This is a genomic window from Glycomyces luteolus (assembly GCF_027622875.1).
Classification (GTDB): domain Bacteria; phylum Actinomycetota; class Actinomycetes; order Mycobacteriales; family Micromonosporaceae; genus Glycomyces; species Glycomyces luteolus.
Window position 1 is genome coordinate 1 of sequence record NZ_JAPZVP010000033.1, and the last position, 12,660, is coordinate 12,660.

At 69.3% G+C, this 12,660-nt stretch carries 13 protein-coding genes and 3 pseudogenes; 9 read left to right on the forward strand and 7 right to left on the reverse strand.

Annotation, left to right across the window (positions count from 1 at the left end; genetic code table 11):
- Window positions 1-293: pseudogene (locus tag O1R50_RS25390) on the forward strand (hypothetical protein); the annotation flags it as partial.
- A gap of 37 nt (window positions 294-330) precedes the next feature.
- Here the strand turns inward: O1R50_RS25390 and abc-f are convergent.
- Complete coding sequence (gene abc-f / locus O1R50_RS25395; protein WP_270113055.1) at window positions 331-1,935, reverse strand: ribosomal protection-like ABC-F family protein; 1,605 nt, start codon at window positions 1,933-1,935, stop codon at window positions 331-333.
- Window positions 1,936-2,365: 430 nt separating this feature from the next.
- On the opposite strand from abc-f, the gene O1R50_RS25400 reads away from it, so the two are divergent.
- Window positions 2,366-2,881: a hypothetical protein gene (locus O1R50_RS25400; protein ID WP_270113056.1), complete on the forward strand. Its 516-nt coding sequence runs from the start codon at window positions 2,366-2,368 to the stop codon at window positions 2,879-2,881.
- Here O1R50_RS25400 and O1R50_RS25405 read toward each other — a convergent pair.
- The 3 genes and pseudogenes from O1R50_RS25405 to O1R50_RS26595 form a co-directional block, all read right to left on the reverse strand.
- On the reverse strand, window positions 2,851-3,903 hold the full coding sequence (locus tag O1R50_RS25405) for an IS3 family transposase (protein WP_333490282.1): 1,053 nt from the start codon (window positions 3,901-3,903) through the stop codon (window positions 2,851-2,853). The two genes, O1R50_RS25400 and O1R50_RS25405, sit on opposite strands and share 31 nt — an antisense overlap.
- Window positions 3,864-4,013: pseudogene (locus O1R50_RS26200) on the reverse strand (transposase); the annotation flags it as partial. The pseudogene O1R50_RS26200 and the gene O1R50_RS25405, both read right to left, overlap by 40 nt.
- Before the next feature lie 80 nt (window positions 4,014-4,093).
- Window positions 4,094-4,375: pseudogene (locus O1R50_RS26595) on the reverse strand (DUF6223 family protein); the annotation flags it as partial.
- Between the two features lie 159 nt (window positions 4,376-4,534).
- Between O1R50_RS26595 and O1R50_RS25410 the strand changes: the two are divergent.
- Window positions 4,535-4,897, forward strand: coding sequence for an Imm51 family immunity protein (locus O1R50_RS25410; RefSeq protein ID WP_270113057.1), 363 nt, complete (start codon window positions 4,535-4,537; stop codon window positions 4,895-4,897).
- Between the two features lie 12 nt (window positions 4,898-4,909).
- On the opposite strand, the gene O1R50_RS25415 is transcribed toward O1R50_RS25410, so the two are convergent.
- The gene (locus tag O1R50_RS25415; protein WP_270113058.1) at window positions 4,910-6,103 is read right to left on the reverse strand and encodes an FAD-dependent oxidoreductase; all 1,194 of its coding nucleotides are present in this window, start codon (window positions 6,101-6,103) and stop codon (window positions 4,910-4,912) included.
- 74 nt (window positions 6,104-6,177) lie between these two features.
- Here O1R50_RS25415 and O1R50_RS25420 point away from each other — a divergent pair, with 74 nt between their 5' ends.
- Genes O1R50_RS25420 through O1R50_RS25430 form a run of 3 tightly spaced genes read left to right on the forward strand, consistent with a single transcriptional unit; the run spans window position 6,178 to window position 8,869 of the window.
- Window positions 6,178-6,774, forward strand: coding sequence for a TetR family transcriptional regulator (locus tag O1R50_RS25420; protein ID WP_270113059.1), 597 nt, complete (start codon window positions 6,178-6,180; stop codon window positions 6,772-6,774).
- Window positions 6,764-7,930 (forward strand): damage-control phosphatase ARMT1 family protein, encoded by a 1,167-nt coding sequence (locus tag O1R50_RS25425; RefSeq protein ID WP_270113060.1) that lies wholly within the window; start codon window positions 6,764-6,766, stop codon window positions 7,928-7,930. Before O1R50_RS25420 ends, O1R50_RS25425 begins: the two co-directional genes overlap by 11 nt.
- A 15-nt stretch (window positions 7,931-7,945) precedes the next feature.
- A complete protein-coding gene (locus O1R50_RS25430; RefSeq protein WP_270113061.1) occupies window positions 7,946-8,869 on the forward strand; it encodes an alpha/beta hydrolase in 924 nt (307 codons plus the stop codon).
- A gap of 37 nt (window positions 8,870-8,906) precedes the next feature.
- Here O1R50_RS25430 and O1R50_RS25435 read toward each other — a convergent pair whose 3' ends face one another.
- Entirely contained in the window at window positions 8,907-9,386 is a 480-nt protein-coding gene (locus tag O1R50_RS25435) for a MarR family winged helix-turn-helix transcriptional regulator (RefSeq protein ID WP_270113062.1), read from the reverse strand.
- A gap of 92 nt (window positions 9,387-9,478) precedes the next feature.
- On the opposite strand from O1R50_RS25435, the gene O1R50_RS25440 reads away from it, so the two are divergent.
- Window positions 9,479-10,126 carry a GTP cyclohydrolase II gene (locus O1R50_RS25440; protein WP_270113063.1) on the forward strand — a complete coding sequence of 216 codons (648 nt, stop codon included), beginning with the start codon at window positions 9,479-9,481 and terminating at the stop codon, window positions 10,124-10,126.
- Window positions 10,127-10,179: 53 nt separating this feature from the next.
- On the opposite strand, the gene O1R50_RS25445 is transcribed toward O1R50_RS25440, so the two are convergent.
- Window positions 10,180-10,533 carry an ArsR/SmtB family transcription factor gene (locus O1R50_RS25445; protein WP_270113064.1) on the reverse strand — a complete coding sequence of 118 codons (354 nt, stop codon included), beginning with the start codon at window positions 10,531-10,533 and terminating at the stop codon, window positions 10,180-10,182.
- Between the two features lie 102 nt (window positions 10,534-10,635).
- On the opposite strand from O1R50_RS25445, the gene O1R50_RS25450 reads away from it, so the two are divergent.
- A complete protein-coding gene (locus tag O1R50_RS25450) occupies window positions 10,636-12,117 on the forward strand; it encodes an FAD-dependent oxidoreductase (RefSeq protein ID WP_270113065.1) in 1,482 nt (493 codons plus the stop codon).
- Window positions 12,118-12,138: 21 nt separating this feature from the next.
- On the forward strand, window positions 12,139-12,654 hold the full coding sequence (locus O1R50_RS25455) for an AAA family ATPase (RefSeq protein WP_270113066.1): 516 nt from the start codon (window positions 12,139-12,141) through the stop codon (window positions 12,652-12,654).
- Window positions 12,655-12,660: the final 6 nt, after the last annotated feature.

Genomic DNA, 12,660 nt, shown 5'->3' on the forward strand with positions numbered 1-12,660 from the left:
GCGTCACGGCCCTCATCCCGCCATGGCGCATCATCGAGGTAGCTACCGAAGACAAACACATTGGCCCTCACCATCACATCGACTTCGTGTACGTCGCCCGCGTTGCCCATCCGGGTGCCACGCGCGGCTCCGGACAATTCACCGTCGCCGAGGACGAAATCGTTGACTGCCGCTGGGTGCCAATCGACCGATTCGAGGACTACAAGACGCCCTCCGTGCTCCCCAAGCTCGCCGCCGATGCTGCAGATTGGGCCGACCGAGTCCAACGATCGAACCCAACCTTCAACCAATAAGTTTCGGATCAATAAGGGGGAATCGAAGGCGGATCTGTCAGCGTCCTCCGGTGATCGTTCCAGCCTCCATTGTCAAGAGGCGCCCTTGGAAGGACTCGCGGAGTCGACGGTCGTGGGTGACGAGGATGACGGTGCCGTCGTAGTCGTCCAGTGCCACCTGGAGGTCTTCGGCGAGCATTGGTGAGAGGTGGTTGGTCGGCTCGTCCAGCAGCAGCAGATCAACCGGCTCGGTCACCAAGCGGGCGAGTTCGAGGCGGCGGCGCTGCCCCCAGGACAGGTCGTGCACCGGGCGGCCGAAATGCTCGGCTTCGAACAGGCCCAGGCGCCACAATGCTTCGGCGTGCTCTTCGAGGGTGCCGATCCGGTCTGCGGCGAAGGCCCGGAGCACCGACCTGCGGTCGTGATCGGGTGCCGCGTGCTGCCGCAGGTGCCCTGCGTTCCCGCTGTGTTCTATTGCGCCGGTTTCGAGTTCGAGTTCGCCCGCTATCACCCGAAGGAGCGTGGTCTTCCCTGCGCCGTTGGGTCCGGTTATCAGGATGCGCTCGCCGTGCGCTACGACCAGTTCCGGCACGTGAAGGCGTTCACCAACGCGAACCTCGCGCAACACCATCGCCGCGGCGGCGCCCGACGTGGCGAGGTCAGCCCTGAACTGGAGCGGTTTCGCCGGTGGCCGCACCGGGTTCCGGTGCAGCAGCTCGAGCCGCCGCTTCGCGATCTTGATGCGACTGCTCGCGCCGCGGGCGCTGCTGCGGACCGGTGCGAGTCGGGATACGGGGACCTTGCGGGGGATCGCGGCCATGTTGCCCGCGTTGGCTTCGGCGATCTGCCGCTGGCGGTCCACCTCCGTCCTCCAACGTTCGTACGCCTCGGCGGCCTGACGCCGTTCGACCGCCTTCGCGGTGAGGTACCCCTCGTAGCCGTTCCCGTAGCGGTGGACTTTGCGGTCGGCCACTTCGATGATCGTGTCGGTGAGCGCATCGAGGAACGCCCGGTCGTGGGTGATGGCGACCACGGTTCCGGGCCAGTCGCGAAGTTGGGCCTCCAGCCAGGTGACCGCGGCGTCGTCGAGGTCGTTGGAGGGCTCGTCGAGCAGGAGCAGCGCGGGACGAGAGGCGAGGGTCGCGGCCAGCATGAGGCGTGAGCGTTCTCCCCCTGAGAGCGTCCCGAGCCGCCGGTCGCGATCGATGCCGCCTATCCCCAGGTGCGCGCAGGCGACTTCGACCCGCAGGTCCGCGTCCCAGCCTTCGCGTGACTCGAAGCGCTGCAGGAGTTCGGCGTACTGCTCGGCGGCTGCGCCGTCCCCTGAGGCCAGGACGCGTTCGGTTGCACGCATCGCCTCTTCGATTCGCCGCAGATCGGCCAGTGCGAGGTTGATAGCGTCGGCGACGGTCCGCCGGTCCGGCAGATCGATCTGCTGTGGCAGGTAGCCGATGCCGTCCGGCGAATCGACTATGACCTCACCGTTGTCGGGCATCTCGACGCGCGCCAAGAGGCGCAGGAGCGTCGACTTGCCCGAGCCGTTGTCACCGACGACGCCGACTTTCTCGCCGGATTTGACGGTGAAAACGACCCGGTCGAGCACGAGCTGGGCGCCGTAGCGCTTCGTTACGTCGGCAACTACCAGTTGCGAGGGACGGTACATCTCGGACAGGATAAGCGGAATGACGCAGACGTTCCCACCCACCCCCGTAAGGTATTCACCTTGCCGTAAGGCTCACTCCCCGGATCCTCGGTGTGCAGGAAGCTTCTGGTACCCGCGACCTCGCCGTCGAAATCGGCACCTCGATCGCCACTGGCCTGCGCCGGATCAGGGAGCGGTCACCCTGCTCACCGTCCGTCCCCGCGGCCTCTGCGAAGCAGCAGTCAGCGTCGCGGAAGCGAGTACACCGTGGGGCTTAGTTGAAAGGGCGTCGCAGATGCTCCCGGCGGCCTGTTCTGGCTCGGATCGGAGCCGCTAGTCAGATATCGGAAAGCTTGGTAGCTTTCGCGATAGCCCTGTTCCAGGGGAAGTGGGTGGTGGGGCAGAAGGAAACCTCCTGGTGGAGGCTGGAAGGCTCAACACAGGAGGTTTCGTGTCTTCGATGGTGGCATACACCGCCGTGCTGCCGGTCGACCGGGCCGCCTGCGACTGGTTCGCCCGCCGCCTTGCAGGTCACCGCCGCGTCATTGGGACCCGCAAGGGCACCAGGCGTCTGACGCCTTGGGCGCACGCGGTGTTCACACTCCGGTTCCTGATCGACGGCACCCGCATCAGGCAACTCGCCGCCGACAACGCCCTGCCGAAATCGACCGCCTATGAGTACTTGTGGGAAGGCCTGGAAGTCCTGGCCGCAGCCGCGCCGGGCCTGCAAGCGGCGATCGATGCCTCTCGCGAGGCCGGCGACGGACACATCGGGCTCGACGGGACACTGATCCCCACCACCCGCGCCCAGGTCGAAGGCCCCACCAAGGGCGTCGACCTGTTCTGGTCGGGCAAGCATCACCGGCACGGCGTGAACCTCCAGGTCATCTCTGCCCCGGACGGGTTGGGGCTTTCCCCTTTGGTGTTGACACCGTCCTATGCGGCGCGGGCTAGGTTAGCTCGCTGATGTTCGTAGTCGATCGGTGAGGCGTAGCCCAGCGATGAGTGTCGCCGGGTCGTGTTGTAGTCGCCGATCCAGGATTCGACCTGGAAGCGGGCCTCCAAGGCGCTCACGAAGGTCCGGCGTCCCTGCAGGACTTCGCGTTTGAGCGTCGCGTTGAACGACTCGGCCAGAGCGTTGTCGGCGGAGGAACCGACAGCGGCCCGGGACTGGAGCACCCCGAGGTCCTTGCAGGCCTGGGCGAATTGGGCAGAGACGTACTGCGTGCCGTGATCGGCGTGAAAGATCGCTCCCGAGATGGAGCCGCGCACGAAGTGCGCGCGGCGCGGCGCGGTCTCGACCAGGTCGGCTCGCTGGTGATCGGCGATCGCCCACCCGGCCAGGCGTCGCGAGTGCAGGTCGAGCACGGTCGCGAGGTAGAGGAACGAGCCGCCCTCCAGCGGCAGGTAGGTGATGTCACCGACGTAGCGCCGATTCGATTCGGGTGCGGTGAAATCGCGTCCGAGGCGGTCGGGCACGACCTGTCCGGCCGGCTCCGACGCCGGAGCGCTGCGACGCTTCCGCAGCCGAACCCCCTCGATCCGGGCCCGGCGCATCAACCTGGCCACCCTCTTGCGGTTGACGGCCTCGCCGGCCGAGCGCAGCTCGACAGTGATCCTGGGCGATCCGTAGACGCCCCGGCTGGCCTCGTGGGCGGCCTTGATCCGTGAGGTCGCCGCGGCATCGGAGGCGGCTTTCGCCGCACGCGCCGGAGCGCGGCCCTGCCACTGGTAGTAGCCCTGCCGAGAGACCCCGAGCGTCTCGCACAGCCGCTTCACACTGAATTCGTGGCGGTACTCATCGACGAACTGAAAGCGGCTCACCAGTTCGTCTCGCCCGCGAAAAACTTCGCGGCCTTGCGCAGGATGTCGCGCTCTTGCCGGAGCCGCTCGTTCTCGGCGCGCAGCTTCCGGTTCTCCTCGGCTATCACGGCGTCGGAGCCTACGAGACCTTCGTTCTCGCTGGTCGGCGCCTGGTAGCGGGGTGATTCGCCTTGCTTCTTACGGTGCTGCTGCACCCAGTTGCGCAGCGTCTCGGACGAGACACCGAGATTCTTGGCCACCGACGCATAGGTCGCGGCCGGGTTCTCCAGGTACATCCGGACCGCATCGGCCTTGAACTCCTCAGGGAACCGGCGGTGATACTTCGAGGCCGACACTCTTCACTCCTTGCGCTCAAGGCCCGCGCCCACACCGCGATGACGATCCCGACCAGTCCGGCCCCCATGGCCGCTATGGAACCGATGCGCCCGGACCCGCCGCCGAACCGGCCGCGGGTGAGGGCCAGCGCGAATGCGCCGGCGGCGACGCCGAGCAGAGCCACGAGGTCGGCCGCGATCGACGGGCCGCGGTCCTGGATGCCGTAGCCTCCGGCGGCGGCGGCGGGCGCGGCGAACGCGAGCGCACCGAACAGGACGGCCGCGGCCGCGGTGGCCGCGTGTCGCAGGATTCGAGTCGACATGAAGTGCTCCCTTCAAAAGAGCAGTAGCTTTTGATCCGAGCGTATGGCTTCGGCGTGCGCCGGTCGTCCGGCCTCAGTGGTCGATCCGGTCTACCTCCCCGGGTGTACGCGCCTTGGTTGCGCTGCACGATGTCGGTCATGCCCGCTAGGCTTTCGGGCATGTCAGAACCACCGGAGTTCGCGCGCTTCCCCAACGTCACCTTCGTAGAGGGCGACACCAGCGACTCGGTGATCTACAGTCCCGGCGGTCCGGCCGACTCCCACCTCGCGGAGGTCTTCGCCGCTCACGGGCTCGAGGGCTCCGGTTACGACTGGCAGTCGGCGGTGCACGCCGCTCTGATCGAGCAGGGCCCGCTGCTGGAACGCTTCCGGTTCGACTGCGAGAGCAGCATGTTCTGCGCCTACGGCACCGACCGCGAGGCGCTCGGGGAAGTCGCGACGACCCTCGAGTCGCTCCTGCAGCGCCCGGTGCTCCTGGTCGAGGCGCTCGCCGTCGCGGCCGAGCGGGACCTCTTCGACTGACGTTCGCGAGGTTCAACGTGCGTTCTTGATCGCACGCTGCACCAGCTGGCGGATGCCGGGCAATGCGATCGAGCGCATCATCATGTCGCTCATCCAGACGTGGAACCTCGTGGGCGGCGCGAACTGCGCGATGCCCCTGCGCGCCAAGGCCTGCCGCTTCGCAACCTCCGGGCGCAGCCGCGACTCCCAGTCCGCGAGCGCCGCCGGGACCTCGTGGCGTTCCAGGGCCGCGCCGAGCTCGTCCGCGCCCGAGAGCGCCAGGCCCGCACCGTACCCGGCGAAGAGCGTCACGCACCACGCGGCGTCGCCGAGCAGCACGACCCGGCCGCTGCTCCAGGCGTCCATGCGGATTTGGCTCACCGAGTCGAAGTACGCGCCGCCCGGGTCCCCCCGGAGCTGGTCCAGTGCGTCGGGCACCCCGCCGCCCAAGCCCCCGAACGCGTCACCGAGCGAAGCGATGGGCCCGCGGCGCAAGTCCGCTTCGGCGTCGGCGCTGCGGTAGGCGAAGAACGCTGACGAGCGGCCGGGGCCCAAGTTGATGACGGCCGCAGTGCGGTGCGGGCCGATGTACGTGGTGCCGCTGCCCTCGGCGAGGCCGTTCGGGACGCGGTGCAGCGGAAAGGCCCCGACCATGTGCTCCAGGTCGACCCTGAATCGCGACTCCTCGCCGAAGACCATCCTGCGGACGCTCGAATGCAGGCCGTCCGCGCCGATGAGCAGGTCCGCCTGCAACGCAGCACCGTCGCTGAGTGTCGCGGTGACGCCGTTCGCCTGCTGCGCAACGGCGGTCACGGTGGTGCCGAAGCGGAATTCGGCCGTGTCCGCGACCGCTTCGAAGAGCACCGCCTCCAGATCGCCCCGGAACACCGACATCGCCCGCGCGCCCTGCGCGGCCTCGACGATCGCCTGCGGCACCGTGAACTTCGTCGAGCCGTCGGCCCGGACGAGGACCGAGGTGAACGATCCGAGGTCGCGCTTCGCCAACTCGGGCAGCAGACCCAGCCGCTCGACGGCGTCGAAGCCGCCGCCGATCAGGTTCACCATGTACCCGCTGCTGCGCCGTGCGGGCGCGCGCTCGACCACGACCGCGTGCCAGCCTGCGCGATGCAGCCGCAGGGCCGCCGCCAGCCCGGCGATCCCCGCGCCGACCACGATCGCCGTGCGCTTCCCGTTCTCCGCCATCTTGCCTCCACCTAGTTTGATCATGTGTTCATTCCTAGTATGAACGATTGTTCAAACTCGGGTCGAGGCCACCTCGCCGGGCCGATACACTGGTGCCCGTGCCAAGAGGAGTCGCCATCCCCGAGCTGCGGCAGCAGCTGTTCACCGCCGCCGAGCGCGTGATCCTCCGCGATGGCCCGGGCAAGCTCAGCGGCCGCGCCGTCACCACCGAAGCCGCCGTCGCCGCCGGACTCCTCTACGCCCACTTCACCGACCTCGACGACTTCCTCGCCGCCTACGCCGTCGACCGCTCCTTCGTCGTCATCGCCGCCGCCGGGGCCCTCGCCGACCGCGCCGGAACCGGCGACATCGCCGCCAACCTGGCCGACACCCTGCTCGCGATCCCGCGCGACACACTCGCCGCCCTCGCCCGCCTCCTCGTCCTCCGGCCCGAACCGGCCCAACGCATCCACGACGTGCTCGGCGACGACACCGCCCTCGACGCGATCGAGCGGGCCGCCGCCGCCTACCTCGAAGCCGAACACCGCCTCGGCCGCCTCGCCTCCACAGTCGACCCCCCAGCGGTCGCGCTGGCCCTCACCGGCACCCTCCACCACCTCGTGCTCACCGCCGAGGACCTGGACGAACGCCTCCGACCCGCGATCACCGCGCTGGTCGGCACCACCGCGAACGAACGGAGCCGCAATGGCGGATGACCAGCGCCTGGACCTGCCCCCGCGCATCGGCATCGACCGGCCCGGCTCTTTCAGCCGCTCGGTCTTCCACGAGCGCCACCCGGTCCTCATCGAGAACCTCCTCCGCGACTTCCCGTACCCGGCGCATATCCAGGCGCGCCTGGAGAACCTGCTCGCCGAGACCCTGAACGGCACCGTCCCGAGCGCGGTCCCGCCGGGCCCGAACACGCCGTCCTGGGAGGCCCAGATCGCCGGGTGCGCGGGCAGGCCCTGGAGCGAACTGCCGTTCCTGTGGGCCGAGTCGTACTTCTACCGCCGCCTGCTCGAGGCCACCGAGTACTTCGAGGCCGAGAGTCCCTGGGGGGGCGTCGACCTCTTCGCGCCCCAGAAGCACGCGCAGCTCGCGGGGGAGGAGATCCGATCCGACCTCGACGCCTATGCGGCCCTTGCCGAACGCGAGCCCGACGAGCGCCGCCGGGCGCTCCTCACGGCGAGCCTCTGGGGCAACCAGGCCGACCTCGGCTTCCGCACTACCAGTTCCATTGCAGGGCAAAGCGATGTCATCGTCGACGACAGCGCCGCGATCTGGGACCTCGTCGACGGCCCCGGGGAAGGGCCGGTCATCGTGGTGGCCGACAACGCCGGACGCGAACTCACCGCCGACCTCGCCCTCATCGACGCGATCCTCGAGACCGCGCACGTCGAACTCCACCTCAAACCGCACCCGTACTTCGTCTCCGACGCCACCGGCCGCGATCTGCTCGCCACCCTCGACACACTCGCCGCGAACCCGAACAAGCCGGTCCAGGGGCTCGCCGAACGCCTCCGCGACGCGATCCGCGCCGAGCGGCTGCGCCTGCGCACCCACGGCTTCTACGTGCTGCCCAGTACCTACCGACACCTGCCTCCCGGCCTCGCGGGCGATTTCCGGGCCGCGAAACTCGTGATCCTCAAGGGCGACTTGAACTACCGGCGCCTCGTCGGCGATCGCGAGTGGGACGCCGCCACGCCCTTCGGCGAGGTCGTCGACTACTTCCCCGGAGACGTGGCCGCACTGCGCACCGCGAAGTCCGATCTCGCCGTCGGCATCCCGCCAAAGCGTCTCAGTGAGTTGGAAACCGGTTCCCCGGATTGGCGGGTCAGCGGCACGCACGCGATGATGCAAGTGCTGCACTGATCCAAGGAGGCGACGATGCCGGTCGACGAGTACTTCACCAAGATGGCCGCGGGCATGGAGGCGGCCACCGCCCCGGGCGGGACCGACGAGGAGAAGGGCGCGCTCGCCCACGCGTTCCTGCAGGAGTACATCGGCGACGCCCTCGCTTGGGACGCCACCGGAGTCGCGATCGAGGACATCGTGATCGACGGCCCCCATGGTCCGATCCCGTTGCGCCTCTACCGTCCCGAAGGCGGGGCCGGCGGCGCGATCCTCTGGTGCCACGGCGGCGGCTTCAGCCACGGCGACCTCGACATGCACGAGGCCCACGTGGCGAGCATCGAATTCGCCCGCCGCGCCGGCGTCGCGGTGGCGTCAGTGGAATACCGCCTCGCCGACGGCACGACCAGATACCCGGTACCGATCGACGACGTGCACGCCGCCTGGAACTGGTGGTGCCAGCAGCCGCTGCCCGAAGGCGCGCCGATCGCGATCGGCGGCGCCAGCGCCGGTGCCGCCCTGGCCCTCGCGACCGCGTTGCGCACCAGGGACACCGGCGGCCGAGCGGCGGACGCACTCCTGCTCGCCTACCCCTTCGCGCACTACCCCAACCCGACGCTGAGCCCGGAGATGAGCGTCGAGATGGCGGCGATGCCGTTCCGGTTCACGCCCGAGGGGGTCGAGGGCATGGTGCGGAACTATGTGGGCCGCATCAGCGACGTGCCCGCGGACGCCCTGCCGGGCGCGGCCCGGCTCGACGGCCTGCCGCCCGCTCGGATCGCGGCCTCGGAGTACGACGACCTGCGCGCCTCGGCCGATCTGCTCGAGCGCCAACTCCGCGAGGTCGGCGTGCCGGTCGAGTCGTATCTGGCGCTGGGCATGACGCATGGGCACTTGAATCACTCGCCGGACCTCCCGGAGGTCGGGCATACTCTGGACTTCCTCGTGAAATTCCTTTAGCCGCAGGCATTCAGGAACGAGATGCGCTGCTTCGCGGTTACCAGCAGGTGCCGCCCTGCTTGCGTTCGGCGATGCGGTCGCGGACCCTGCCGAGGCCGTCGGCCATGGCCTTGCGCTCCTCGGGGCTGAGCACGTCGATGAAGATCTCGCGCACGGCCTCCACGTGCCCGGGGGCGGCGCGCTCGAGCGTCGCGCGGCCCTCGTCGGTGATCTCGGCGAGGACGCCGCTCTTGCTCCACTCGCACTGGCGGCGCGTGACGAGGCCGGCCTTCTCCATCTGGCCGATCTGGTAGGTCAGGCCGCTCTTGGAGTTGATGAGCCGCTCGGCCAGTTCGGTCATGCGCAGCGCGCCCGATTCGGCCCGGTTGAGGGTCATCAGGATCGTGTACTGGAGGTGCGAGAGCCCCATGTCCTCCTTGAGCTGCTGATCGAGCTCGCGGTCGACGAGGGTCGCCGCCGAGATGAACGCGATCCACGCCTGCATCTCTTCGTCGTTCAACCAATTCGTGTGACCCATGCCTCCAGCCTATCTCCTTGTTCAAATTTGAACTCAATAGTACCTTAGTGCGAGCAGTTCAAATTTGAAACGGTTCGAGCATCGGAGACGACATGGAAACCGTTCACGCGACCGCCGCGGTCCGCACCCGCGTCACCATCCCGCTTGCGTTCGCCGATGGCTACGAGACCACCGCCGAGGCCGTCACCTTCAAAGGCCTCGCCGACGGCCAGGAGCACCTGGCGCTGGTCTTTTCTGGGCGCAGCCTCGGCCACCCCGCCCCGGGCGCGGCGCCGCTCGTGCGGATGCACTCCGAGTGCCTCACCGGCGACGTCTTCGGCTCGGCCCGCTGCGACTGCGGACCCCAGCTCCGCGAAGCCGTCGAACGCATCAGCGAACGCGGCGGCGTGCTGCTCTACCTGCGTCAAGAGGGTCGCGGTATCGGCCTGTACAACAAGCTCGACGCCTACGCCCTGCAGGACGACGGCCTCGACACCTACGCGGCCAACGCCGCCTTGGGCCTGCCCGAGGACGGCCGCGACTACACCGCCGCCGCCCAGATGCTCGAGGCACTCGGCGTCGAGGCATTCGAGCTGCTGACGAACAACCCGGACAAGGCGCGCCAGCTTCGCGAGCTGGGCGCCGATGTGACCGCGACGGTGCCCACGGGCGTCTTCGCAACCGAGAGCAACGTCCGCTACCTCAGTGCGAAGGTCCAGCACACCGGCCACACGATCGCCCTGGCGGCACTCGCGGCCTGACGAACCCCGAAGGGGCCCCGCATCGCGTTGATGCGGGGCCCCTTTCGCGTGTCTCAGCAGCCTTTGGCCTGGGTGGCAGTCGAGAGGCCGGCCAGTGCGCGCATCGGGCCGGTGAAGGCGTCGCAGCACAGGGCGTAGATGTTGCTGCGGCCCTTAGGGGTCACGGTCACGAGGCCGAGTTCGCGCAGTGGCGCGAGGTGGTGCGAGACGAGGGTCTGGGCGAGCCCGGTCGCCTCGGTGAGTTCGCGCACCGTGCGGTCGCGCTCGGACAGGAGCATCACGATCGCCAGGCGGTTCTCATCGGCGAGGGCCTTGAACTGCGGTGCGAGGTCCCGGGCGCGTTCGACGAGCTTCTCGTCGGGCTCGGCGGTGACGTCGGTCAGCTCGATCTCGATCAGGCGGCTCATGCAACAAGTAAACCACAGAACTTGCTATCAACAGCAATCACTGGTATCAATTATCTCCGTTGATGTGATCGCGATCGGCGCGACCACCACAAGGAGGTCCTCATGTCTCTCGCCACTCGCCGCCCCGCCAAGACCTGCGCCGTCATCGGCGCCGGCCCCGTAGGCCTCGCGGCCGCCGCCCACCTGCTCGAACGCGGCATCACCCCGATCGTCCTCGAAGCCGGCCCCGGCGCCGGAGCCGCGATCGGCCAGTGGGGCCACGTCCGCCTCTTCTCGCCGTGGCGCTTCGACATCGACTCGGCCGCAAGGCGACTACTCGAAGAGGCCGGCTGGACCGAGCCCGACGCCGACGGCCTGCCCACCGGCGCCGAACTCATCGGCCGGTACCTCGAGCCGCTGTCCGCCGCGCTCGACGACCACGTCCGCTACGGCACCCGCGTCACCGGCGTGGCCCGCCTCGGCGCCGACAAGACCCACAGCCTCGGACGCGAAGGCCGGGCCTACCTGCTGCGCACCGTGAACGAAGCCGGCGAATGGTCCGACGTGATCGCCGACGCGGTGATCGACGCCTCCGGAGTCTGGGGCCGAGCGAACCCGCTCGGCGCCAACGGCCTGCCCGCCGCCGGCGAGACCGCCGACGCCCCCTGGCAGGTCGGCCCGCTCCCGGACGTGCTCGGACGCGACCGCGAGCGGTTCGCGGGCAAGCGGACCCTCGTGGTCGGCGCGGGCCACTCCGCCGCGAACACGCTGCTGCTCCTGGCCGAACTCGCCGAAGCCGAGCCGGGCACCGAGATCACCTGGGCCATTCGGGGCCGCAGCGCGGCCAAGGTCTACGGCGGCGGCTCAGCCGACGCGCTCCCCGCCCGCGGCACGATCGGCACGCGACTCAAGGCGCTCGTCGAATCCGGCGCCGTCGAACTCGTCACCGGCTTCACGATCGACGCATTCACCACGGCCGCAGACGGTTCGGTCGCGGTCAACGGGCAGACCGGCAGCCTCGCCGTGCGGCTGGAGGTCGACAGCATCGCCGCCGCCACCGGCTTCCGCCCCGACCTCGAGCTACTGCGCGAACTGCGCCTCGACCTCGACGCCACGGTCGAAGCCCCGGTGAAGCTCGCGCCGCTCATCGACCCGAACTTCCACTCCTGCGGCACCGTCCCCGCCCACGGTGAGGCCGACCTCGCCCATCCCGACGAAGGCTTCTACATCGCCGGAGTGAAGAGCTACGGCCGCGCCCCGACCTTCCTGCTCGTCACCGGCTACGAGCAGGTCCGTTCCATCGCGGCCGCGCTGGCGGGTGACCGCGAGGCCGCCGACCGGGTCGAACTGGAACTTCCCGAGACCGGCGTCTGCTCCTCGAGCCGGGCGCTCGATGCCACGAGCATCGCCGACTCGAGCGAGGGCTCAGGCTGCTGCGGCGCTTCGGCCGAAGCCCCGGCCGACTCCGGATGCGGCACGGGCTGCGGCACCGCGGTGGAGGAGTCGGTGGCGGTCGGCGCCCGCGGGCTCGCCACGGGCGTCCTGCAGGGCCGCGCCGGCGAGCGCGTCGAGCTGCCCCAGTTGAGCAAGGGCTGCTGCGGCTGATCCGCCTGTTAGCTTGGGCGGATGAGGCGGGTGTTCATCACGGGAGTGTCGGGTGTCGGCAAGTCCACGGTCATCGGAGCGCTGGCGGCGCTCGGGTACGCGGCGATCGACACCGACTTCGGCGGTTACTGCTCGCCCGCTCCTGACGTGGAGCCGCCGAAGCCGACCGCCGAACCCGGCTGGGTCTGGAACGAGGCGCGCCTCCGGCGACTGCTGGACGCTGGAGGCGACCCGCTCTTCGTGAGCGGCTGCGTCCCCAACCAGGGCCTCTTCTACGCTGACTTCGACCGCATCGTCCTGCTCAGCGCCGCAACCGAAGTGGTGCGGCGCAGGCTCCTCGGCCGCTCCGGCAACGACTACGGGAAGGCCCCCGGGCAACTTGAGCAGGCCCTTCGCGACCAGGCCGAGGTCGAGCCGCTCCTGCGCGCCGGGGCGACCCTCGAGATCGACACCGATGCGCCGCTCGAGACCGTGACGGCCCGCCTCTTGGAGCACGCCCTCGAGCGAGGGCGACAGGGGCGATCGCCGCTTGATTAGACGTGT